This is a genomic window from Vibrio sinaloensis DSM 21326, assembly GCF_000189275.1.
GTDB lineage: Bacteria > Pseudomonadota > Gammaproteobacteria > Enterobacterales > Vibrionaceae > Vibrio > Vibrio sinaloensis.
Window position 1 is genome coordinate 23172 of sequence record NZ_AEVT01000031.1, and the last position, 24839, is coordinate 48010.

The 24839-nt window shown below is 47.2% G+C and carries 22 protein-coding genes; 10 read left to right on the forward strand and 12 right to left on the reverse strand.

The features are described 5' to 3' along the window. Positions 1-37: 37 nt before the first annotated feature. The 8 genes from RH45_RS06135 to rpiB all read right to left on the reverse strand — a co-directional run bounded on the left by RH45_RS06135 (position 38) and on the right by rpiB (position 6877). Positions 38-814: a triose-phosphate isomerase gene (locus RH45_RS06135; protein WP_008075054.1), complete on the reverse strand. Its 777-nt coding sequence runs from the start codon at positions 812-814 to the stop codon at positions 38-40. Continuing rightward, positions 811-1443 (reverse strand): dihydroxyacetone kinase subunit DhaL, encoded by a 633-nt coding sequence (gene dhaL / locus RH45_RS06140; RefSeq protein WP_008075056.1) that lies wholly within the window; start codon positions 1441-1443, stop codon positions 811-813. Before dhaL ends, RH45_RS06135 begins: the two co-directional genes overlap by 4 nt. A gap of 2 nt (positions 1444-1445) precedes the next feature. Then, complete coding sequence (locus RH45_RS06145; RefSeq protein WP_008075059.1) at positions 1446-2447, reverse strand: dihydroxyacetone kinase subunit DhaK; 1002 nt, start codon at positions 2445-2447, stop codon at positions 1446-1448. Between the two features lie 4 nt (positions 2448-2451). Then, positions 2452-3471, reverse strand: coding sequence for a 4-hydroxythreonine-4-phosphate dehydrogenase PdxA (locus RH45_RS06150; protein WP_008075061.1), 1020 nt, complete (start codon positions 3469-3471; stop codon positions 2452-2454). 16 nt (positions 3472-3487) lie between these two features. Then, the gene (locus tag RH45_RS06155) at positions 3488-4771 is read right to left on the reverse strand and encodes a TRAP transporter large permease (RefSeq protein ID WP_008075063.1); all 1284 of its coding nucleotides are present in this window, start codon (positions 4769-4771) and stop codon (positions 3488-3490) included. After that, a complete protein-coding gene (locus RH45_RS06160) occupies positions 4768-5340 on the reverse strand; it encodes a TRAP transporter small permease (protein ID WP_008075065.1) in 573 nt (190 codons plus the stop codon). The genes RH45_RS06155 and RH45_RS06160 overlap by 4 nt, the downstream gene beginning before the upstream one ends. Positions 5341-5407: 67 nt before the next feature. Further along, positions 5408-6391 (reverse strand): TRAP transporter substrate-binding protein, encoded by a 984-nt coding sequence (locus RH45_RS06165; protein WP_008075067.1) that lies wholly within the window; start codon positions 6389-6391, stop codon positions 5408-5410. 39 nt (positions 6392-6430) lie between these two features. Then, on the reverse strand, positions 6431-6877 hold the full coding sequence (gene rpiB, locus RH45_RS06170; protein WP_008075069.1) for a ribose 5-phosphate isomerase B: 447 nt from the start codon (positions 6875-6877) through the stop codon (positions 6431-6433). 423 nt (positions 6878-7300) lie between these two features. Here rpiB and glpX point away from each other — a divergent pair, with 423 nt between their 5' ends. Together glpX and RH45_RS06185 are read left to right on the forward strand one after the other, a co-directional pair. Continuing rightward, complete coding sequence (gene glpX, locus RH45_RS06180; RefSeq protein ID WP_008075072.1) at positions 7301-8305, forward strand: class II fructose-bisphosphatase; 1005 nt, start codon at positions 7301-7303, stop codon at positions 8303-8305. Between the two features lie 54 nt (positions 8306-8359). Further along, the gene (locus tag RH45_RS06185) at positions 8360-9340 is read left to right on the forward strand and encodes a sugar-binding transcriptional regulator (protein WP_008075074.1); all 981 of its coding nucleotides are present in this window, start codon (positions 8360-8362) and stop codon (positions 9338-9340) included. A gap of 47 nt (positions 9341-9387) precedes the next feature. Here RH45_RS06185 and RH45_RS23430 read toward each other — a convergent pair whose 3' ends face one another. Then, positions 9388-9546, reverse strand: a complete 159-nt coding sequence (locus tag RH45_RS23430; RefSeq protein ID WP_008075076.1) for a hypothetical protein — start codon at positions 9544-9546, stop codon at positions 9388-9390. Between the two features lie 448 nt (positions 9547-9994). Between RH45_RS23430 and hcp the strand changes: the two genes are divergently transcribed. From hcp to RH45_RS06200, 3 genes are all read left to right on the forward strand, one after another. Next, positions 9995-11656: a hydroxylamine reductase gene (gene hcp / locus RH45_RS06190; protein ID WP_008075077.1), complete on the forward strand. Its 1662-nt coding sequence runs from the start codon at positions 9995-9997 to the stop codon at positions 11654-11656. Positions 11657-11730: 74 nt separating this feature from the next. Next, entirely contained in the window at positions 11731-12768 is a 1038-nt protein-coding gene (locus RH45_RS06195) for an FAD-binding oxidoreductase (protein ID WP_008075079.1), read from the forward strand. A gap of 179 nt (positions 12769-12947) precedes the next feature. Next, complete coding sequence (locus RH45_RS06200) at positions 12948-13487, forward strand: glutathione peroxidase (RefSeq protein ID WP_008075080.1); 540 nt, start codon at positions 12948-12950, stop codon at positions 13485-13487. On the opposite strand, the gene RH45_RS06205 is transcribed toward RH45_RS06200, so the two are convergent. Continuing rightward, complete coding sequence (locus RH45_RS06205; RefSeq protein ID WP_039958292.1) at positions 13484-15271, reverse strand: ABC transporter ATP-binding protein/permease; 1788 nt, start codon at positions 15269-15271, stop codon at positions 13484-13486. The genes RH45_RS06200 and RH45_RS06205 overlap by 4 nt on opposite strands. A gap of 190 nt (positions 15272-15461) precedes the next feature. Between RH45_RS06205 and RH45_RS06210 the strand changes: the two genes are divergently transcribed. Together RH45_RS06210 and RH45_RS06215 are read left to right on the forward strand one after the other, a co-directional pair. Beyond that, positions 15462-16361: a DMT family transporter gene (locus tag RH45_RS06210; RefSeq protein ID WP_008075083.1), complete on the forward strand. Its 900-nt coding sequence runs from the start codon at positions 15462-15464 to the stop codon at positions 16359-16361. Positions 16362-16488: 127 nt separating this feature from the next. Continuing rightward, a complete protein-coding gene (locus tag RH45_RS06215; protein WP_008075084.1) occupies positions 16489-17442 on the forward strand; it encodes a GGDEF domain-containing protein in 954 nt (317 codons plus the stop codon). Positions 17443-17453: 11 nt separating this feature from the next. On the opposite strand, the gene RH45_RS06220 is transcribed toward RH45_RS06215, so the two are convergent. Continuing rightward, positions 17454-18380 carry a DMT family transporter gene (locus RH45_RS06220; RefSeq protein WP_008075085.1) on the reverse strand — a complete coding sequence of 309 codons (927 nt, stop codon included), beginning with the start codon at positions 18378-18380 and terminating at the stop codon, positions 17454-17456. 90 nt (positions 18381-18470) lie between these two features. Between RH45_RS06220 and RH45_RS06225 the strand changes: the two genes are divergently transcribed. The 3 genes from RH45_RS06225 (at position 18471) to RH45_RS06235 (ending at position 23563) form a co-directional block, all read left to right on the forward strand. Further along, positions 18471-19358, forward strand: a complete 888-nt coding sequence (locus tag RH45_RS06225) for a LysR substrate-binding domain-containing protein (RefSeq protein WP_008075086.1) — start codon at positions 18471-18473, stop codon at positions 19356-19358. Positions 19359-19562: 204 nt separating this feature from the next. Beyond that, positions 19563-22859 carry an ATP-binding protein gene (locus RH45_RS06230; RefSeq protein WP_008075087.1) on the forward strand — a complete coding sequence of 1099 codons (3297 nt, stop codon included), beginning with the start codon at positions 19563-19565 and terminating at the stop codon, positions 22857-22859. After that, positions 22856-23563: a response regulator gene (locus RH45_RS06235; protein ID WP_008075088.1), complete on the forward strand. Its 708-nt coding sequence runs from the start codon at positions 22856-22858 to the stop codon at positions 23561-23563. The genes RH45_RS06230 and RH45_RS06235 overlap by 4 nt, the downstream gene beginning before the upstream one ends. Positions 23564-23613: 50 nt before the next feature. On the opposite strand, the gene RH45_RS06240 is transcribed toward RH45_RS06235, so the two are convergent. Beyond that, positions 23614-24828 carry an MFS transporter gene (locus RH45_RS06240; protein WP_008075089.1) on the reverse strand — a complete coding sequence of 405 codons (1215 nt, stop codon included), beginning with the start codon at positions 24826-24828 and terminating at the stop codon, positions 23614-23616. Between the last annotated feature and the right edge of the window lie 11 nt (positions 24829-24839).

The window sequence follows — 24839 nt, forward strand, 5'->3', positions numbered from 1 at the left end:
TCTTTTTGGGGTGGTAATCATGGTGTTTAATCAATGACTACTTTGAGCGCTGACGAAGGGCAATGCTGAGCAACTCTGCGTACCCCTCCGCTTGCCAAGCACTTCTGCCCACAAACACACCGTCTATATTGGGTTGAGCCAATAAGCCTTCGGCGTTGTCAAGGTTAACGCTACCGCCGCAGACAAGCGTCATGTCATTCGCGCAAGCTTGGCCATATTGCTGCTGCAAGGCTTGCCGTATGGCTAAATGAACCCACTCTGCCTCTTCGTTTGTCGCTGGTGTGCCTTGTTCGCCAATTGCCCAAACAGGTTCATAGGCAATGATCACCTGCGCTAACTGATGAGATTCAACGCCAAACAGGGCGATTTTAACTTGGCGGACAACCGACTCTATTGAGACCCCCCACTTCTTCTCTTGCGCGGTATCCCCCACGCAGACAAGCGGCGTTAAGCCATGTTTCAGGGCGGCTCGGACTTTGAGGTTGACTGTCTCGTCGGTTTCGCCAAACATCGCGCGGCGCTCAGAGTGACCAATCTCAACAACCGAGGCGCCACACTCTTTCACCATTAGCGGTGACACCTCTCCAGTAAAGGCACCCTGATCTTGCCACCCCATGTTTTGCGCACCGATAAGAATGGGCAAATTCGAGAAGCTCTCCGCCACTTGAGAAATGTATGGGAATGGCGGGATCACAAAAGCTTGAATGGTATCTTCACTCTCTATCAAAGCAGGCGTTACAGCAGAGGCCCACGCTTGTGCTGCACGCTTGTCTTTGGTCATTTTCCAGCTTGTTCCAATCCAGATCTTCTTCATGCTGCAACCTGCTCCGTCGCAAATTCACACATAAACTGAAGAATAAAAGCCATTGACATCGCCCCTGGATCCGGGTGACCAAGTGAACGTTCACCCAGCGTTTTAGCTTTGCCTGTTGTGGCGATCATCTGCTTGGTGGCTTCAACCCCGAGAGCCGCAGCGTCAGCGATACTCGGTAAATGTTCCGCCAAGTCACCTTCAAGAGTCTCACTCACTTCAACGGCAGCAACTAACGCATCAATCATGGTTTTATCCCCCGGCTTAGCACCACCGCGGTCATAAACGCCTTGTAACCCTCCGGCTAAAAATGCCGCTAAGGTTTGAGCATCTAACTCTTGAGCCCCTTTGATCGATTTAGCACCAGAGCGGAACAAGGTGCCAAAAATCGCTCCAGACGCGCCCCCCATCGTCGCCATCATGGTAGAGCCGATTTTTAGCAGCAGTTTGCTCACGTCTTCGGGCTGATAGTCGCTCGCAAGTAATTCTGCGACCGCTTTAAATCCTCGCTCCATACCTATGCCGTGGTCACCATCGCCGATGGCTTGATCATACTTAGTGAGAACCGGTTCACTGGCGACCATTTTTTGAGCGACATGCGCCATCATGTCTTTTGTTGTTACTGCATCCATAGTTATTTCCTCAAAGCAAATGAATCACACGGTAAATCAAACAGGTTTTTAAGCTCCTCATCGAGTTTCATGAGCGTAATTGAATAACCCGACATCTCTTGTGACGTACAGTAACTGCCAACGAGAGTGTCATGGACAGTGATGCCACGTTCAGCCAGCTTGGCATGAGCTTGACGCGTTGCGATGAGCAGCTCCATGTACGTTGACGCCCCTAGGTTATTCACCAGTAGGCACACTTCATCACCCGATTGATAAGGAAGGTCTTGGCATAGCTGATCAATTAAGCGCTCGACCACCTTATCTGCCGAGGTCATCAGCTCTCTTGAAACGCCGGGCTCTCCGTGCAGGCCCATGCCAATCTCAAGCTCATCGTCCGGGAGCTCAAAATTAAAGCTATTGGTTTGTGGTACCGAGCCTGCGGATAGCGCAACGCCAATCGAGCGAGTGTAGTCGCGCGCACGCTCGGTTACCGCAACGATCTGATCAAAATCATTGTAAGCCTCTGAGGCAGCACCCGCGATTTTGAGAACAAACAAGTCTCCTGCTGTCCCGCGACGCTCTTGAATCTTATCTAATGGGGCGGAGGCAACATCGTCCCAAACACGTATCGTGTGGGTGCGAATGTCATCATCATCGGCAAGCTCAGCGGCGATGTCGAAGTTCATGTTGTCGCCCGCGTAATTGCCATAAATGTAGATGACGCCTTTGCCATTATTGACCGCTTCGGTCGCTTGCAAAATAACGTTTGGTGCAGGTGCCGCAAAGATATCTCCCAGCGCAGCTGCATCCGCAAGACCTGGGCCAAGGTAGCCAGCAAACAAAGGCTCATGACCTGCACCGCCACCCGTTAATATCGCGACTTTATCTGCTGGGAAATCGGTTCGAATCGCCGCAGTCACACCCGGAAGGGCTTCTAACTTACCATTCATCGCGACCATTAGGCCCTCAAACTGTTCTTGTGCGACGTTTAAAGGCTCGTTAATCAGTTTCTTAGGTTTTCTCATCGGCTTACCCTTGCTGAGTGTGTTTGTTCTGGTAGCTGCTCGCCATACGTACGGTGAGCTTCAGCGCGTTTTCCATTGCCGGTGTCGAGGCGATGTTCTTGCCGTAAATGTCAAACGCTGAACCATGGTTGGCCGTGGCGATAGGGATCGGGATTCCCCCTTGCACCGTCACTCCACGGTCAAATCCCATCATTTTTAGCGCCGTTGCCCCTTGATCGTGATACATAGAAACAATCGAGTTCATCGCTTCTTTCTCTACCACCCACATGGTGGTATCGCCGGGGAACGGACCAAAAGCTTGAATGCCTTTCTGTTGGGCTTTCTCTATGGCAGGAGTGATGATAGTAATCTCCTCATCTCCGAACAGGCCGCCTTCACCACCATGTGGGTTCAATGCTTGAACCGCTATCCGTGGTTGCTCAAAGCCCGCCGATTTCAGGGTTGAATCCATCAATTCAATGGTTTCCAGAACGGAATCAACGCTCAAGTTATCAACAACATGCTTAAAAGGAATGTGCGACGTGACACGTCCAGCCCAAATGTCATCCACGACATTCACTTCACATCCAAAGCCATCAAACCCTGTCAGCTCGGCAAACCATGACAGTTCGTCTCGATGCTGCAAACCAGCTTTGCTCATCGCTTGTTTATTCAAAGGAGCAAAACAGATGCCATGTGTTTTGTGTGCTAAGGTCAAATCCACCGCAATTTTTAGTGATTCCAGAACGTAAGTCCCCCCTTGAGGGGTCGCTGAACCATACTGAATCGCGTCTGGGTGGGAGCTTTTAAACTTCAGGAGTACGGGTTTGCCTGCACTGAAATTAGCTTGCTCAAACTGTTCAACTACATCGTATTCAAAAGACGTTTGGGCGATATCCATCCCTTTACGCAGTTCATACTCATCGGCAATGATCAAAATGTTAGCCTGAAGGCGATTGGCTTCTTGCGCCAATACTTTAACTGCAACCTCAGGGCCAATGCCTGATGGGTCCCCGAGGACAAGTGCAATAGTTGGTTTAGTCATTTCTCAGTTCCTTGAATTATTTATAGATGTAGTCCACGAATCCAACGGACAACGCCGGGACATAAGTGGCCAGCAGCAGCACCGCAAACAGTACGCCGATGAATAGCACGTTGACTTTGGTTACCTGCCAAATGTCGCGCTTAGCGATTGAGCAAGCAGTGATCAAAACGCTGGCAACAGGAGGGGTTTGTTGACCAATAGAGATGTTGAGCGCCAACATGATACCGAAGTGGATTGGGTCAATGCCCAGCTCATGAATTAGCGGTAGTACAATCGGCACGGTAAGAATGATGGCCGCCGCGCCGTGCAAGAACACACCAACGATAAGCAACATGACATTAAGCATCATCAACACCACATATTTGTTCTCTGAGATACTTAAGATGCCAGCAGCCATCGCTTGAGGGACTTCTTGTTCCGTTAGGAATAACCCTAATACCGCCGACGTTGCGACCAGCAACATCACAACCGATGTTCCGGTTACGCCTTCCATCATCGCTTTATAGAAGAGTTTTAGGTTCATCTCTCTATAGATGAAGACACTGATAAGCAGCGCCAAAAGTACGGCAATACCCGCCGCCTCAGTCGCGGTCATAAAGCCCGATAGAATGCCGCCTAAAATCGCAAACGGGAGAGTTAATGCCCAGAACGCATCCTTAAACGCGACGCCCAGTTTACGTAAACTAAACGCCTCTTCGCGTGGTAAGTCATACTTCACAGCGTAGTAGTAACACACCGCAAACATACCTGCGGCGCCGAGCAACCCGGAGACGATACCCGCCACAAAAAGCTGCGAGATAGAAACATCGGCCATCGCCCCATAGATGATCATCGGAAGAGATGGGGGGATGATCACGGCAAGCGAGGCGGATGAAGAGGTGACGGCAGCCGAGAAACTTCCCGAATAACCGCGTTTTTTCATCGCTGGGATTAAAATTGAGCCAAGAGCAGCCACATCGGCGACCGCAGACCCAGAGATCTCAGCAAAGATCATAGAGACACCCACGTTCACCATAGATAGGCCACCACGTACAAAACCAACAATCGCGTTAACAAAGTTGATCAAACGAAGCGAAATCCCACCTGTGTTCATTAAAGCGCCCGCAAATACGAACAGAGGAATCGACAGCAGGGTAAACTTTGAGCCACCTTCGAACATGGCCAATGCCGCGTTATAGATCGCATCAACACCGGATGTTGCCACCATGCCCACCAATGCCACTGCACCAATTGCTACGCCAATAGGGACATTGATCATCACTAGTGCAATCAAACAAATTAAAACTAATATCGCACTCATTTCACTGCCTCCATCGCGTCAGCCATATCCTTTTTCGCATCACGAATGGCTTCTTTAATTTCTTCGTCTTCTTGTGTTGACCCTGAGCACAACAGCGCCCATGCATGGGGTAGTGAGCACAATTGGGCAACGATAAACAAAACCGCACCGATAGGCAGCGCCGACTGCGCAAAGGACAAGGTGACAAACTCTAGGCTGGTGAGCGTCTCTTCACCAAAAATTTCGAGTAGGTAGTAACTGGCCCACGCAACAACCGCGAAAAAACCGATTACGATGATCTCGCTAAACAGAAAGGTGATCTTTCTGAGTGTTAATGACATGCTTGCAACCAAACCACCAAACCCCATGTGTGAACGTTTCAGCGCACACAAGGCAGAGCCATAAAACGTCAGCCACGCAAGTAAAATGGCGGATACTTCGTCGTACCAATACAAAGAAGCGCCACTAAAACGAGAAAAAACCGCAACAATAATGATGGCGCTAAGTGCGATAAGAATCGTCATGGAGATAGCGATCAGCACTTTTTCTAGTATGTTTGAAATTGTGTTAATACCGGCTAGAAAAGACATCGTAAGCCCTCGCATAATTAAGCCAAAAAGGCCGCGCGTGATTCGCGCAGCCTGTTTTTAAGGGTGGTTATTTCGCAGATGCCATCGCTTTGTTGAGCATCACTTCGCCGTTATTCACGTTCTTAATAAAGTCGTCATAGATTGGCTGGCTTGCATTCACGAACGCATCTCGGTTCGCGACATTCAGCTTCATTCCACCAGCAACCAACTTATCTTTAAGCTCGGTTTCCAGTTTGGCAGCTTGTTGGTAGCCCCACTGTTGAGCGTTCGCAGCTGAGCTTTCTAAAATAGTGCGCACTTGCTCAGGGAATTTGCCGTAATGGCGTGCGCCGGCGGTGAGGTAAGCTGGCGTGTAAACGTGATTTGTGACACTTAAGTAGCCTTGTACTTCATGTAACTTAGCCGCATAAATATTGGTGTAAGGATTTTCTTGACCGTCAATCACACCCGTTTGCAGACCAATAAAGACTTCACTGAAGCTCATCGGCGTTGGGTTAGCTCCCCAGTTTTTGAACATCTTTACGCGCCAAGAGCTATTTGGAGTACGCAATTTTAGCCCTTCTAGGTCACTTGGCTCGTTGATCGGACGCTTAGCATTGGTGATATTACGGAATCCGTTTTCCCAAAAGCCGATCACTTTATAACCTTTCTTCTCTGCAGCAGGGGCAATGTAGGGCCAGAAAACGTCCTGTTCTATTTTTGCCACATGATCACGGTCGGAAACTAAAAACGGGAGTTCAAACAACGCCATTTCTGATACATGGGTTGGCAGCGTCGAGGTAAGAAGCGCCAGATCAACGGTGCCAAGTTTCAGCTTCTGCTGTACATCTTTGTCTTTACCTAACTGCGCAGCACCAAAGAACTTAAGGTTGTAGTCAATGCCCTGCTTTTTAAATTCTTCATTGGCAACCTCAGTAAAATACTGTGTTGTGTTGTACTGCAATGAGCCAACTTGTGCACTGGTTGCAACTTTAAGATCTTTAGCAAGCACTGCCCCTGAAAATAGGGTAGCTATGGCAATTGTTGAGTAAGTAATTGTTGTATTATTCATCGTTAGTTTCCACGTTAATCCATTAAACATTGTTTCGGTTTAGTTTATAAACTCTCTCTCTATCTCTTTGATTCGGTTAACTTTTGGTGTAGAAGGACCATCTGAAAACTCCGAATCTAACCAAGTATCGAGAATCGCTTTTGCGAGTTCGTGACCGATAACACGCGATCCCATGGTAATGATTTGCGCATCATTACTTTTGCGTGCTCTTTCTGCCGAAAACGTATCGTGACAAAGAGCAGCACGAATCCCTGGAACCTTGTTTGCAACGATAGAAACACCAATCCCCGTCCCACATAAAATAATGCCCCTTTGGTGCTTACCTTCGCTCACTGCAACACTTACGGTTTTCGCGATATCGGGATATAAAGTCGCGTTCTCAGGGTCGACCCCATAATCCACAAACTCTATCCCTTTCGAGGCCAAGTGAGACTTTAAGCACTCCTTAAGCTCAATCGCAGCATCATCACAACCTATCGCTATCATGTTTCCTCCTGTTCAAATGACCACGAAAGTTACAAATGATACTGAACGTTTAATCATCAAAATAACACTTGAACATTATTTAACTGAGATCATCGTCAACAAAAATACACAAATAATTAACATTTTCGTGATCGATACTAGTAACATTTTAAAAACAATTGTTCGACGCAGCAAACATCCAACCAAAATCACAAAAAATATTTATTAATTTAAAATCAATTACTTAGACCATAAATCAACAGTAACATTTAGTTACTTGTTAGAGCCAAAACTCTATTCTTAGTCGCAATACTCCTGCTCGATATGCGTTTTGATAATATGAACACAGCCATGAACTATTGAAAGTAATAAGATGCGAACATTTGTTTTTACACCTGAACATATGATTTAATCATTGAACATATGTACAACAAGGAAGAAAGTATGAACCAGCTAGGATTAACCCTGACACAAGTGACAGAGGCGGCAGCGCTTGCTGCCTATCAATGGCTCGGCAGAGGGTGTAAAAACGCAGCTGATCAAGCGGCAGTATCAGCCATGCGTAAACAACTGAATGCGAGCGAGATAGAGGCAAGAATTGCCATTGGAGAAGGCGAGATCGACGACGCTCCTATGCTCTATATCGGCGAAGAGTTAGGGCGAGGGGGCGCTAAAATTGATATTGCTGTTGACCCAATCGAAGGGACGAGAATGACCGCAATGGGACAAGCCAATGCGCTCGCCGTTCTCGCGGCAACAGAACGTGGTGCTCTATTACAAGCGCCCGACATGTATATGGAGAAGTTGGTGACTCGCCCGCAAGCTAGCAGCGCAACCATTAACCTATCTCAACCGTTGGAAGAAAACTTAATCAATATTGCACGTGCGCTGAATAAACCCCTCTCCCAATTGGCGGTTGCAACATTAGCCAAACCGCGACATGAGAAGCTTATCGCCCAGCTTCATTCTCTAGGAGTAAAAGTGTATGCGTTCCCTGATGGGGATGTTGCTGCATCTTTGCTGGTTTGCCTACCCGACAATGATATTGATGTGATGGTTTGTACTGGGGGAGCGCCAGAGGGGGTGATAAGCGCTGCAGTTGTCAAAGCTCTTGGAGGTGTGATGCAAGCTCGCTTGCTGACTCGTGACCATGTTAAAGGGGCAACGCCAGAGAACATTCGACTCGCTAACAAAGAGCATCAACGCTGTCTACAAATGGGCACCACTCCCAACCGTATTCTCACCCTTGATGACATGGTAAAAACTGACAATATTATCTTTTGTGCAACCGGAATTACCAAAGGGGATGTTGTAAATGGCGTGCAAAAGTACGCTCAACACCTAACAACTGAGACTCTGCTTGTACAAGGGGAAACAAAAACGATTAGAATGATCTCGTCAACTCATCAGGCAGATACCGCTAACGAGTTGATTACACTGAAAGTATAATCAAACGAACAATAAAGATGTGGTGTATCAAAACCTCAGCTTCAAAGGAAGAGCATGGACTTGACCAATATTGAACAAACTGAAGAAACCAACCTTCTGACTGAAATAGCCGTCGCCTACTATCAAGATGGCGCCACTCAAGAAGAGATTTCGAAGCGTTTTGGGCTTTCACGGGTTAAAATCGGCCGATTGCTTAAGCGAGCCCGAGACCAAGGCATTGTCGAAATAAAGGTTAAATACCATCCAGTGTTTGGGGCAAAATTGGAAGAGCAACTCAAAGAACGCTTCGGACTGAAACGCGCGTTGATCGCACTCGATCAGCCAACGGAAGAAGAGCAGCGCGCTTTGCTAGCCGGGGTTGTTTCGACCTACTTATCTTCAACCCTTAAAGACGGTATGGTGATTTCTGTGGGCCAAGGGCGTAATGTCTCCGCGGTATCAGAACACATCGGCGTAGTAAACCCGAAGAAATGTACCTTTGTCTCTAGTATCGGTGGTATTCATCCTCGAGGTGGAATGCTTAACGCCGACCATATTTCTCGTCAGTTTGCCAAAACATTTGGTGGAGTAAGCGAAACCCTCTATGCTCCGGCTTATATTCGTAATCCTGAGCTTAGAAATGCGCTACTAGAAGATGAAACCGTGCAGCAAACCATGGATATCGCGCGTAAATCAGACGTAGCGTTAGTCGGTATCGGTGACTTGAACGAGAGCAGTTATATGGTCAACCTTGGTTGGTTCTCAGTCCAAGAAATGGTTGAGGCAAGAATACAGCAAGGGGTAGTTGGTGAAGTAGGTGGTTATGATTTTTACGATATCAAAGGCCAAGTGCAAAACACCAAAATGAGTAACCGTGTGATTGGCTTAACCATAGCGGACTATCAAAAAATCCCTCAGGTCATTGCGATCGCCGCCGAAAGCAGTAAGCCCCTGTCTATTGTTGGCGCGTTACGTACCGGAGCTATAGATATACTCGCAACCAGTGTCGCCAACGCAATCACCATCCTCAATCTCGACGCCCAGCAATATAGTTAACCGCAACAAAAAAGGCGCTATATAGCGCCTTTTAATTCTTCAGTAGCTTAAGCTGCCCAAGATAATCCTGTCAGTACAACGGTTGCGGCGGCTACCGTGTACATAGCGATAATCGTTGCGACTTCTTTCGCCTCAAACCGTAACGCAGCTTTCTTTCCTTGATTGCTATCCTGAGCCAAGCTGTCAATGTTCATCGTATTGTTCATAACCACACCTTTTCTCCCAATCAAAATTGGTTAAATTATACACAAAATGTGATTTAGATCCACACGTTCTGTAATTAAATTACCAAAAATATGCTAATTTCGACACTTAAAAAGAAACTTAATTACATCAAACTAGGATGTATTTTTTACAACACCCCTTAAAACACTGACACACGCATGAGTAACAAGCTGAATTTGCGACGCTTTGTACACTAAATAAGTAAGCCACTCGGGGGAAAAGAACGCATTCATGGTTTCGTTGTTCGTCTTCTCGTTGTCAATTACACAACGGTTGCGATGTGAAATTTACAACACACACAGTTTTAATAAATATAAATATCATTTAATATCAACAACTTAACTATTGGCACGCTCTCTGCTCTGCCTGTGACAAATTATCAATAAGCGGACTCATCCGCTAAACACTTACTGTTACTGGAGACGCGCAATGTTCTGTATTCAATGTGAACAGACAATTCAAACCCCTACCGTGAAAGGTTGTTCATTTGCCCAAGGCATGTGTGGCAAAACATCTGAGGTTTCAGACTTACAAGACGTTCTGGTTTATACCCTGCAAGGCGTATCCTACTGGGCAACCCAAGCGGTCAAATTCGACATTATCGACAACGAAATCAATCAGTGGGCACCAAGAGCGTTTTTCTCAACACTGACCAATGTTAACTTTGACCCAGAGCGTATTCTTGAGCTGTCAGCACAAGCCGCTCAGTTCAAAGCTCGCCTAAAAGAGCAAGTAGTTGCTGCAGCCAAATTATCCGATATCAAGCTGGATACGCCACCTGTGGTTGCTGATTTTGAACTGCCAGCCAGCGCCGAAGCCATCTTAGCCTTTGCGCCTCAAGTTGCTGTCAACCGTGGCTACGAAACGATTAGCGAAGATGTAATTGGCTTGCGCCTACTCTGCCTTTACGGTCTGAAAGGGGCAGCGGCTTACATGGAGCACGCCCGCGTACTTGAGCAAACCTCAGACGACATTTACGCTGAGTATCACCAAATAATGGGCTGGCTCGGCACCGATCCACAAGATCTGAATGCCCTACTTGAGTGTTCGATGCAGATTGGTCTAATGAACTACAAAGTCATGGAGATGCTTGATCACGGAGAAACCGCCACATTCGGTCACCCAGAGCCAACAGCGGTTAACGTGAAAACGGTCAAAGGTAAAGCCATCTTAGTTTCAGGGCATGACCTGCACGATTTGGAGAAAATTCTCCAGCAAACCCAGGGCAAAGGCATCAATGTTTACACCAATGGTGAAATGCTACCGGCTCACGGCTATCCAGAGCTAAACAAGTACCCTCACTTAGTCGGTAACTACGGCAGCGCTTGGCAAAATCAACAAAAAGAGTTTGCTAACTTCCCTGGCGCTATCGTCATGACCTCTAACTGTTTACTTAACCCAAATGTGGGTCAATACGCAGACCGCTTATTTACCCGTAGCATCGTCGGCTGGCCTGGTGTCGCACATATTGAAGGCGATGATTTCAGTCAAGTTATTGAATGTGCCCTAGCGCAAGATGGCTTCCAACACGATGAAATTGAACAGATGATTACCGTCGGGTTTGGCCGCAATGCGCTTATGCAAGCGGCCCCAGCTGTAGTAGAAGAAGTGAAAGCAGGCAACATTAAACACTTCTTCTTAGTTGGTGGCTGTGACGGCGACAAATCTGAACGCAGCTATTACACAGACTTCACTGCTCAAGCGCCAGAAGACAGCGTAATCCTAACCCTAGCTTGTGGTAAGTTCCGCTTCAACAAAAACCAGTTTGGTGACATCAATGGTATCCCGCGCCTACTCGATGTTGGCCAATGTAACGATGCGTATTCTGCCATTCAGCTTGCTCTGGCACTGTCGAAAGAATTTGATTGCGACATTAATGAACTGCCACTTACTCTGGTTCTTTCATGGTTCGAGCAAAAAGCCATCGTCATATTGTTAACTCTGTTCGCTCTCGGTGTTAAAGGCATCTACACGGGTCCAACTGCGCCTGCTTTCTTGACGGATAACCTGCTTGCCACTATCCAAGAGAAGTTTGATATGCGCTCAATTGGTAACGTAGAAGACGATCTAAAAACTATCCTAGCCGCCTAACCCTACACTGCTCACGCCCAATACTTGCCTGCTCCTAGCTTAAGTATTGGGCGCTTTTCTATAAGAGAGTTACCATGTTTATTGAATGGCAAAACAATCAAGCAGCAACCATGCGTTGCAAAGATAAATGGCCCGAGACAGACGACGCTGTCAGTATCATCCTTGAGCCCAGTGATGGAAACAGAATTCAATTCAACGGATTCAAACCTGGTCAGTTCGTCTCTTTGGGAATCAAAATCGACGAAAAAGTCGAGTACCGCGCTTACTCTATCGCCTCAATGCCTGGTGAAGAGCATATTAAGCTGACTATCAAACGCGTCGAAGGTGGTCTTGTCTCCAACTACCTGCTCGATCAACTGTGCATTGGCGATCAAGTCAGCGTTCTCGCACCAACCGGTCCATTTAACAGCGTAGATTGTCCACCTCAAGATAAAGTCGTCATGCTCAGCGCTGGCTGTGGTATTACTCCTGTCATGTCGATGAGCAAAACTTGGTTAGCAGAACAAACCGAACTGGACATCGTGTTTGTCCATATGGCGAAAAGCGCCGCTCAAACCATCTACTTTGATGAATTGGAGACAATGGATGCAAAACACGAACACTTTCATTTGAAGCTGCTACTCAAAGACAATAGCGGAACACGTCATCCCCAGGGGCGGCTCGATCTTGAGTGGCTAAAAACTCTTTGCCCAGATATTGCGCAAAGAACCGTGTACTTGTGTGGACCAACGCAATTTATGCAAGACATGGAAAGAAATGCCGCACAGCTTGGGGGAGAGAGCAGCCAATTTCACCAAGAGAGCTTCACGCCGATTGAATCGCATCAAACGGAGCCTTCAAATGGCGGCGTAGTGCAAGTTGACGTCCCTGCTTTTGGCGTATCCACTCAAGTTGACCAAGGTGCAACACTGGCTGATGTGCTTGAGGGAAATGGGGTTCCGATCATTATCGCCTGTCGCAGTGGTATGTGCGGTTCATGCAAATGTAAAGTCACTAAAGGGGAAGTGTCTCGTTCCAGCACCGAGACACTATCTGAGCAAGATATCGCCAACGGTTACACACTCGCCTGCTCTAGCCAGCTTCAAAGCGATGTAGAGATAGAACTGGGCTAAACACAGCGAAAGCAAGTCTCAGGGCTGGCTTCCAATTGCAACTTATCTATGCGTTAAAGATGCGGTTAACGGCTTCTCTTGCCGCTTTCCGCATTCTTCACTCTTGTTCAAACATCTGATGTGATCGTCTTTCTATTTTGCTTAGTATGAATAATGCGGCTAACGAAAAGGACAGCACGATGAAAACAACATGGCTAGTGATGACGCTGATCAGTGTGGTGAGTTTTGCAGCCCTTGGTCGCCAATGCCCAGAGATTTTGCAATCGACGCAGCGACTTCTCAATACCGATCAAAGCGTAGACCTGTGCCAAGAGTTCAAGGGAAAGACCTTGCTCGTCGTGAATACCGCCAGCCAATGCGGCTTTACTTCGCAATACACTCAACTTGAGCAGCTACATCAGGCGTACCAACAACAAGGCTTTAGTGTTGTCGGCTTTCCTTCCAATGACTTCAAACAAGATAGAGGCAGCGAAGCCCAATCAGCTAAAGTATGTTACTTGGATTACGGCGTGACTTTTCCCATGATGGCTCGAAGCCAAATTAAAGGCAGTCAGGCCAATCCTGTTTTTGCTCAGATCAGCCAACAAGCCGGTGTCGAGCCACGATGGAACTTCTACAAGTATCTGATTAACCGAGAAGGGCAAGTGGTGGCTACCTTTCCCAGTTCTACCTCTCCAATGAGCACAACCTTGACCCAAGCGATTGAAAAACACCTTTAACGCACTAGATGCTTAAACTGTAACTCGACTAACCTTTGGTATAGGTCACAGCTTTGCATCAATTCAAGGTGAGTACCAATATCGACCAGTTGACCGTGTTCTAATACTGCGATTTGATCCGCGTGTTGGATGGTGGAAAGTCGATGGGCGATAATGATGGTTGTTCTGCCTTGCATCAGTTGGTCAAGCGCTTGTTGTACATGGTGTTCGCTTTCGCTGTCCAAGGCGCTGGTTGCTTCATCCAACAACAATATCGCTGGATCCTTTAATATCGCCCGTGCAATGGCGATGCGTTGCTTTTGGCCTCCTGAAAGACGTACACCACGCTCCCCTAAGAAACTCTGATACCCTTCTGGCAAGTTAACAATGAAGTCATGAGCGTGCGCTTTTTTCGCCGCCTCAATGACTTGTTCATCGGTCGCGTTGGGGTTGCCATAGCGAATGTTGTGCATTACGTCATTGCTAAACAGGGCTGGCTGCTGAGGCACTAATGCCATCTGCTGACGCAACTGGCTGGGCTCGCAATCGCGTAAATCGATGCCACCAATACGCACTGTTCCGTGCTGAGGGTCGTAGAAACGCTGTAGCAACTCGAATAAGGTAGTTTTGCCGGCACCGGAAGGACCAACCAACGCCAGCACTTTCCCTTCTTGTACCGATAGGTTAAGTCCTTCAATCGCTGCACTGTCGGGACGTGACGGATAATGAAAAGTCACTTGGTCGAACTGCACATCGCTAGCCACTTGATCGAAACTATCGATAGGCTGCTCTGGCGCAGTAATATCGCTCTTCACCTGCAAAATCTCGATTAAGCGCTCTGTTGCCCCTGCGGCGCGTTGCAATTCACCAAGCACTTCCGATATTGTCGCCACCGACGACGCAACCATAATGGCATAAAAGACAAACGCACCTAGGTCTCCTGCCGACATTGTACCTTGAATGACATCACTGCCTCCCACCCATAACATGCCTGCAATCGCACTAAACACAATCACAATTACGCCAGAAATCAGAATGGCACGTTGCTTTACCCGCCGACGGCCAATGTCATATGCACGCTCCACTTCTACGGCAAAGGCTTGTTTTTCCTGAGGCTCGTAACTGTAACTTTGTACGGTTTTAATATGTTCGATCGCTTCACCTGCGTAGCTACCGACATCGGCCATGGAGTCTTGGCTCTGACGCGATAACGCCCGAACACGTCGGCCATAGAAAAGTATCGGAACCAGAACAAAAGGCACAGAGGCAAGCACAATCAGCGTCAACTTCACGTTCGTCGCAAACAACATCACAATCGCGCCAATACACATCAACGCGCTGCGCATCGCCATGGAAAATGACGAGCCAATAATGCTTTGCAACAAGGTGGTATCGGTGGTGATACGCGACATGATGTCACCACTGCCGTTGGTCTCAAAGTAACTTGGGTGAAGCCGAATAATGTGGTTAAACACCGCGAGGCGAATATCCGCACTGACTCTTTCGCCAACCGACGACACCAAGTAAAAACGAAAGAATGTACCAATCGATATCAAAACCGTAATCAACAAAATAAACTGGATCGCACTGCCAAGCTCTGCGGTTGACTGCTGGGCGAAGCCTTCATCTATGAGTATTCTCACGCCGTAACCAACCGACAAGGTTAATGATGCGGTGAAAATCAATGCTAGCAATGCTGCTGAGACTTTCAGCTTATAGGGGCGAATGAAAGCGGTCAGCTCAAGCAAGATGGCTAAGTTCTTGGATTTATCTTGCGCTGGCTTTTGGCTCGATGATACCGACATAGAGCTGGTGTTTGATTGCACGGACATGTGACCTTATGGTTCTTGATAGGCTTAGTCAGCTTACCACCAGCTCGGATTGGCAGACAGTTTTTACGCACGCTTCTGATACATAACCCAACAATTCCCGCGGTTTACATCACTCAATGTTGGCGTATGATAGCGAGCCTATCAGGCCAGATTGAGAATGACCATGCCATCATCCGCTACCACCACGATCCCTGTCGGGGTTCGCTTTATGTTGCTTTCCGCATTGGGCTTTGCACTGATGTCAGCGTGCGTCAAATACGTAAGTGAACATGGCATACCGGTGTTTGAAATCGTAGCCGCCCGAGCCTTGGTCTCTCTTATCATCAGTTACCTAGACATCAAACGTAAACGTTTGTCGGTGTGGGGCAACAACAAGCCTTTACTCATGCTACGCGGCTCTGTCGGTACCGTGGCATTAATGTGCGTCTACTATTCGGTCACGACACTGCCACTCGCCGAAGCGACCATCTTGCAATACGTACATCCTGTTTTTACTGCTTTGCTCGGTGTACTGTTCTTAAAGGAGCGCATTCAAGGTGCGACTATGATCTGCATTGCTTTGTGTCTAGCCGGCCTTGGGCTCATGGTGCAACCAAGCATGGCACAAGGTTCTGGTCATGAATTGCCGTTATTCAGTGTCATGATGGCGCTGCTCGGCGCCTTGGGTAGCTCTATCGCCTACGTAGTGGTAAGAAAACTTAGCCAGACCGAAGACAGCTCGGTGATCATCTTTTACTTCCCACTAGTGGCACTGCCAACGTCGGTATTTTTGATGTGGCAAGATTTCGTCATGCCTAGCCTTTATCTCACTTTGATGCTGGTGTTGGTAGGGGTGTTTACGCAAATTGGACAATATGGCTTAACCAAAGCCATGCAAACCCAAGCTGCGGGTAAGGCTTCGGCATACTCTTACGTTCAGATTGTTTTCTCTACCCTCATTGGCGTTTGGATATTCAATGAAATTCCATCTATTTGGACTTATTTAGGCGGCGGTCTTATTGTAACGGGCGCACTGATCAACGTATTTGGCAAGAAACTGATCCCTAGTAAACGACCGGCTTAATGTGCGGCTTGGGCTGGCGATACTCTTAGACCTCACAATACCAGCGTGTTTTTGTCCACAAAAATGCGCTGCTGCGTCGATTTATGGCAAACTGATCAACTATTGATAGATGCAATAAATAAAGCTCATGGAAGAGTATCAGCAGCAAATTGCGCAGCTTGAAGAAAAAGTTGCTCAGTTAGAACGTGAAAAACAGCGCTTAGAAGAAAAGCTCAACGCTGCTCTCGATGGCACAGGATTGTGCTTATGGGAGCAAGACGTCCCAACTGGCAAGCTCAGAATTTTCAACATGGAGTGGGGAAAGATGCTTGGCTACCAACCACATGAGTTGGAAGCCACGGTCGATGTATGGAAAAGTAAGCTTCACCCTGAAGATTATGATCTGGCCGTAGGTGCATTTGAAGCGCATTTAAATGGTGACGCAGATACCTATCAAGTGGTTCATCGAATGATGCACAAAGATGGTAGCCACAGTTGGGTGTCCGATAGAGGTAGAATCATTGAATATGATCACCAAGGTCAGCCACTTCGCATTATGGGTACCCACATCGATATCACTAACGAAAAGCGTTACGAACAAGAGCTGGCAAAGCTAGCCAATGAAGACCCCCTCACCGGATTGTTCAATCGCCAAGCGCTAAAAAATCACTTTGAGGCCTACTCGAAACAGAACGGCCAGCAACGCTCTGCACTGATGTTTATCGACCTCGATGACTTTAAACAGGTCAACGATCATCTCGGCCATAAAGCGGGCGATTTAGTCTTAATTGAAGTCGCCAACTGGTTGCGCCAATATGCCCCGCCCTCAGCATTCATCGCTCGACTGGGTGGCGATGAGTTTGTCATTCTTGCTAGCGAACAACCCCAAGATGAACTCAACCGCTTCGCAGACCACCTTCTCAGTCAAGCATCGCAACCCATCCTGCTGGATAATGGGGAAGCAAAAATTGGGTTCAGTATTGGTATCTGCTATTTTCAATCATCTTTGCACCCATTTGAAGAACTGTATGTGGCCGCAGACAAAGCCATGTATCAGGTTAAGCAAACAGGTAAGAACGGTGTAGTCAGCATCACGATGTAACCGAAGATCAATCAATGCGTGCGCTGTTTTAGGCGCACACCAGCTTTAGAGCCCATGGCCTTTGGTAACAGTGCGCAACCAATGTTAGCCACGATAATGATCATCAGCCCGAGCAACTGGCTAGCTTGATAACTCTCTTGATAAAACAGCACTTGCCACAAGGCGGTAAAAATCAGATTGGTGTAAATTAAAGGGGCCAACTGCGAGTTAGATTGCGCCATTTTATACGCCTTTGAGCGAAACACTTGGGTATTAATGATCAACAACGCTAACGCTATTAAGGTTGCAATTAACAATCCGTCGCTGGCCGTTGACGTGTGGACAAGTTCAACTTGATTCCAAACGCTGAACATTAGAAATGGTACAAGCACTACCGCCGCAAACAAGAAGGTCCAAAAGTTTATTTCAAACGCATTTAAGCTGGTTTTACTGGCGCGATAGAGAGCCAATTGCGAGCCCGCATTAAACATACCCGCCGCTAAGCCGACCAGCAGTTCAACCCTGAAGTTGACTCCCGATACGTCACCTGCCAATAAGACAACACCAACAAATGTCATCAACAGCCCGAGGATATTCAAGCGACTCACTTTCACGGAAAAGATTAATTTTTCTAACAAAGGGATGAACATCGGACCCGTGCTAAATAACACCACGCTCTCAACCAGGCTGAGATGAGTAAGAGAGTAGATAAAACACATCTGGCACAAGCCAATACATACTGCCCTTGCCCACAGAGGTTGCAGTAACTTTCTCTCTGGTAAACGCAGAGACTGACGAAATACAACCACCAGCAACAGAGCCGCAGGCACAATAAAGCGAAGAAAACTCAGTAGACTGGCTTCCATATGTTGGCTAAGAAATTTGGAAAACAAGCCGGTTAATGACAAACTGAATGTTGAAGACAACATAAACAAAACTGGGTACAACTGATTCGACATAACTCCTCCCGTATTGGCGCTAAGTCTAGGGGTAACCAGAAAAAATAAAAAACGCGTTATATTTACACCAACTGTAAGAAAAACTAACAGATGAAAAACTACGCTCCACTCAAGTCTCTCTATTCATTTGTCGCCGTCGCCGAAACAGGCAGCATGACCGATGCCGCTAAAGCGCTGAACGTCAGCCATTCAGCCATTAGTCAGGCGATTAAATCTTTAGAGCATCAACTTGGGCAACCTCTGTTTCAGCGTGTAGGTAGAAACGTGGTGTTAAACGCCAATGGTCGCAAATACTACAAACAAGTCGCCCCTGCGCTTGAGCAGATCGTCAGCGCAACACAAGACATAATAGGTGAGCAGCAAAGTCATCGATTAACTCTCAACATGGTCAACTCTTTGGCCATGCATTGGTGGATCCCTCGCGTAAATGAAATCAACCAATTTGCTCCGCAACTGGATATCCGGATCTCCACCTTAACTGGCAGCTTCGCAATGGAGTATGAAGGCGTTGATGTAGCAATCATTCATGGTAAAACCGACGACTGGCAGGATTACTATTGTGAACTACTCGCAGAAGACGAATTAGTTATGGTAGCCAGCCCTGAGCTTCTCCAAACGGGTGATTCGCCTAAAACACTGATGCAGCGTTATCCCGCGATAATAGCAGCGAATGACAGACGCAAGCATGACTGGCAAGTCTGGTGTGAACACCATCAGCTACCCGTGCCAGACAGTGGACACAATTTGAGCTTTGCCGCTTCCGTTCAAGCTGTGCAAGCCAGCGTACGACGCTTGGGGGTATTCGTGACTCATAGACAATTTATCCGTGACGACGTCGCGCATGGACTATTGGTTGAGGTCGGCGACAGCGTTCTTAACCCTCATCAGGACTTCTACTTTGCTTGTCCCAAAGAGAAACTCAAAAACGAACATGTGCTGACGCTAAGAAGTTGGCTTCGTAATGCCTTCTCCGCCTGATGGTCAGCTTTGCCCATCGATAGGAAAAGGGCTGCTCACCGTTAGCCGTTGGTAAACATAAGGCTAGCTCATCGGAAGCACCAATCCCCCCAACAAAATAACCACAATAAAATAGCAACAATTTTACTCATTCCACAGCACATCTCGGATTGCTTGGCTATCATTATGCATATGGTTTAATAAAATTAAAACGCAGGTGGCGCCATGAAGAAGCTGTTAAATGCTTTATTGCCCAAAAGAGCAATGCCCCCTTCAACGGCAGACAACGGAATAAAAACCAGTATTCTCGACTTGTTGTCTGAAGGTTTGATCATTTTTGACGGACAACCGGACTCGCACGCCATTTTTTACGCCAACCCTTCATTTGTTGACTACTACAAAACCCCACTAAACCAAATCATAGGTTGTAAGGTCAGCGATTTCTTTTCTCGCTATACCGAAACCCCATTTATTCAAGCTCTACTCAATAGCCAAGATGCACACTTATCTATCCCCCTGAACGTAAAAATAGCAGTGGATGGTGAAGACAAATGGCTGAGCTTGCACGTTGAAGTAATGAATCAAAAGGCGCAGCAATCTAAGTATTATGTCTTGCGCCAGACCGATGTCACGCAAATTCATCTTGTGCGCGAAGAGCTACGCCACTCAAACGCCCAACTGTCTCAGCTTGTCTCAAGTCAGAGCCGCAAGCTACATCAACATGACACTCAAATCGGTGTCATGTTTGAGCAGTCACTCGACAATATGCTACTGCTGGATGATGACCTCACGCTCATAGACATCAATGATGCAGCGCTCAAACTGTTTGGTCGCAGCAAGCAAAAAATAATTGGTCTTTCGGTATCTAGCCTTTTGAATGATTTTGATGATCAAGTCATCAAAGCGTCACTAGCAACAGCTGAAATGCACCGAGAAGTCCCGCTAGATACCATGTTGAAAGTAAAAAATCACATCGGCCTCAGTTCACTTTCTGGTTCCGTTCGCTACATAACAATTCGCAACCATGACAAAATCGTGCTCACCTTACGCGATGTCCATTCTCAGCACCTCGTTCAGAAGGAGCTACGCCGTAGCCAAAGCGAACTCGAACGAGTCTTACGTAATTTAAACTTGGCTACCCAAGCTGGAGGAATTGGCATTTGGAGCTGGGACTTCACAACCAATGAGTTGGCCTGGGATGAGCGAATGTACGAAATGTATGGTGTCGACCCCAACAACTGTGAAAACAACTATGCCATGTGGCAAGAGCGCGTGCTTGATGAAGACATCTATCCCGCCGAGCAAGCACTCAATGACGCTAGAGAAAGGCTAAGCCAGTTTAATGCGGAGTTTCGAATCCAATTACCAAGCGGGGAGATTCGTTGGATAAAAGCGGCGGCAGATGTTTTGTTTGACCACAACGGTGAAAATCCAATCGGTATGGGTGGCGTTAATATCGACATCACTAAAGAGAAGAATGCGCAAGAAAACTTTCGTCATGAAAGTGAAACCGCATTAGCCGCTAGCGAAGCCAAGTCGATGTTTTTAGCCAATATGAGCCACGAAATCCGCACCCCGATGAACGGTGTCGTCGGTATGTTGAGTTTACTTAGTGAAACCGAGCTCAACACTGAGCAGAAAAACATGGTGACCACCATCAAAGACTCGGCGCTCACTCTGCTGCATATCATCAACGATATCTTAGATTTTTCGAAAATTGAAGCGGGGCAAATGTCTTTGGAAAGCGTTCCCGTCGAACTGCAAAAGCTGATCGAAAGAACGCTGGATGTGTTATGCCTGCAAGCGAGTAACAAAGGTATTGAACTGTATCTCACCTACGATGCTAATTTACCTAAAGTCATTATGAGCGATAGCGTACGCCTAAGTCAGGTACTGCTCAATATCATTGGCAACGCCGTCAAGTTCACTGACAGTAATGACGACGTTAAAGGCAAAGTATGGGTTTCTGCGACACTCAATGATCATGAAATTGCACCATATATAGAGATCATCGTGGAAGACAACGGCATCGGTATGACCGAAGAGCAGATGAAGCGGCTGTTTAATGCGTTTACTCAAGCCGATACCAGCACCACTCGATTGTATGGCGGCACTGGTTTAGGGTTGTCGATTACTAACTCTCTGCTCGAATTGATGGGGGGTAACATCAAAGTCGATAGTCACCATGGATCCGGGAGTCGCTTTTACATTGAGCTACCATTTATACCCGCCGAAGACGAGCCTCATGATCCTGTTCCCGACTACCTCGCGGGTGCAAAACTGCTGTTCGTCACACAAGATGACAACATAGCGACCTTTAGTGACATCAATGTCTCTCAATATCGCTGTAAGAGTCGTGTAGTCCCGACCATGCAGAAGGCACTCACAGTATTGCAATACGCCGCCAAGAATCAAGCTTCGCTTGACGCCATCATCATAGGCCCAGATCTGTTCCACTTTTTCCATGAGCACCCCATCGCCAAATTCAACTCACCTTTGTTAGAAAAACAAAAGTTTATCTACCTAACACGAGAGCCAGGAGGAGAGGTCGGACTCGTCAACGAAAACAGTTATGTGATGGCATGTAGCCCGCTTAAACCCAGTGAGCTCTTTACCGCAATAGGTGTAATCCGTGGAAAAATTAGTTGCTCTTACAAAGAGGCAATCGAGAGCAGTCCATTGGACAAACAAGATCAAGAGTCTGAGCAAGGCCTGATACTCGTGGTCGATGACCAATCAACTAACCGAGATGTAATTAGCAGACAGTTGGATTATCTAGGTTACCAATGCGAGCTCGCCGTCCACGGCCAAGAAGCACTTCAGAAATGGAAGACGGGCAACTTCGACTTAATCCTCACAGATTGCCATATGCCCGTCATGGATGGCTACGAGCTATCGAAGCAAGTTCGCCTATGTGAGCGACAAGACAAATCTCTAGGTCATATCCCCATTGTGGCCATCACGGCGAATGCTCTGGTCGAGGCGTCTGAGCAATGTATTGCTGCTGGGATGGACGATTACTTGACCAAACCCGTAGAGCTCAAAACACTGTCTGAAACGATAAAGAGGTGGATGCTTATTTCACCAATGCCCAATGAAGCCAGCGCGAGCAAAGAACAAGAATGTCTCATTGCGGTCGAAGATCTGCAAACCTCTCAACCAGACCCAATAAGCCTGAAAGCCCTAGAGCAAATTTTAGGGACCTGCGACCAAGGTATTTTGGCGCCACTGCTTGCAGGTTATTGGGACTCAGTCCAAGAAGATATGTCATTGATCGACCAAGCACTTTCCACTCAACAAGCGGAATCATTACAACAAATCGCTCATGCAGCGAAAGGGGCAGCACGATCAGCAGGCGCTGAGCCGTTAGCCAATTATTTTGAGTCGTTGCAGCACAACGCATTGAGTCAAGATTGGGAGCAACTTAGCGAAACGATCAATGCCAGCCACAAGGAAGTGCAGCGCCTTGCACATTATCTAGTGAACCACTCATATATCGACAATACGGAAGTGACATTATGAGTCAATTTGATCCCACATTATTTACCATTCTCGTCGTTGAGGACCATAAGTTCTCTCGTCAGGCACTCATTGGCATGTTAGTCCGCAGTGGCTACGAAAATGTCCTATCGGCTAAAGATGGTCAGGAAGCCATCGATAAATGTAATCGAAATCATATAGATCTGATCATTACCGATATTAATATGCCCAAGGTTAATGGCCTCGAATTGATAAAATCTATACGACAAGCCAGCACTCAAATAGCCAATCATACCAGCATCCTTGCTGTCACAACCCTTTCAGACACCAGCACAATTTCCGCCTGTATGACACTCGAAGTTGATGCGTTTCTTGTTAAGCCAATTTCCGTCAAGTGCGTGCAAGAAAAAATCCAGTCTGCGGTTTGTGCTCCCAAGACGCTATTTCAGCAGCACCTCTATGAAGCCGTGGATACCCATATTTCACTGTCGGTTCCGTCTGAGGAAAAAGACAGCATCGAGAAAATTCGTCAAATTCAAAGTGAGGTGCACGAGCTCACCACATTGTCTGATCTTCGTGACGGCATGACATTAGTCTATGACATCAATGCCAATAACGGAGGCTGCTTGCTGAAAGCTGGTACCGTGTTAAACGAAAAGCTAATTAAACGATTATTCGAACTGAGCTCAATTATCGATTTCAAGACGCTACACGTCCGCGTAGACCAAAAGCAACTGGCCGTTTAGCTACCTAAAAGTCCGCCAGCTTAACGTAAACATAAGCTGGCGAACACCTACTATGCGATACGTCGAACCCTCGTTATCATCAAGAATAAAGCGGTCATCAACTGCAATAAGAAGCATAGAATGAACAGTGCTTGAATCCCTATCGCTGAGGCAAGATAACCCGATGACGCAAGTCCAAAAGGCATCAGCAGTTTGAACAGCGAGCCCGTTAGCCCTGTCACACGACCCAAGCAGTGTTCATCGAAGGCTTCTTGGCGATAGCTCCAAATACAAATGCTGCTATAAAGCCCAATCGCCGAAATCCACATAAATGACACTGCCAAACTCACCAATCCCGGCGAGATTAGTGGCAGCACGAAACCCACAGCTTCGAGAGTGATGGACAAAATCAAAAGCCAGCCTAAGCCTAATTTCTGGCGTAATTTGTCTGCACTGAAGGAGCCAATCAACCCTCCGATACCAGACGCCGCAATGAGGTAACTGACTTCAATCGCACTCATTGCCAGCTCCGCTTTGGCAAAGTAGATGGCTTGTATCCAAAATACCGCACCTGTGGTGTTAATCACCATGACCGCTAAGGTAATCGTCCACATGTTGCGTTCTGCTCGGAGAATTCGCCACCCTTCAAACAGAGCAGACAAGACACTTTGTTGTTTCGACGCCAACGCTGGCTGAACAGACAGTTTTTCCAACTGCCAGTAAGCGAGCAATAGCATTAATCCAACGCCGATAAAAACATTATGGATCGCCGATAAAAACATCAAGGCACCCGATAGCACTGGACCAACGGTTTCCATAAAGCTATTGAGTGCACTCATTCTCGCCACCGCAGTGTTTTGCACAGAGTGGTCAAGTGCGCGCTTCATCATCGACATTCGCGCATTATGATAACCGTAGTTGCAAGCCATCATGACAAAGGCCGCTGGGAATAACACCCACAGCGGATTGGCTAGGTACTCAACCGCAAAATAAGACAGGGCCACCATCAAAGCTTGTCCAATCAACATGACTTGTGACCAACGCTTCTTATCCACACGGTCAACCCAAACACCAATAAACAGCGCGAGCAATAAGTTAGGTAAAAACTCGACCGCTCTCATCCAACCCATCATCTCTGAAGATTGGGTTAACTCGAACACTAAGAGCGGTAAAGCGAGATTGTACACTTGAGCTGAGAAAGCGACGAACAGAGCGCTTGAAAACAGTATTTGAAATGGCCGATTCCGCCAGATTGAAGTGCGATTGGGTTGAGAAAGTGTCTCCATTTTCCTTCCTT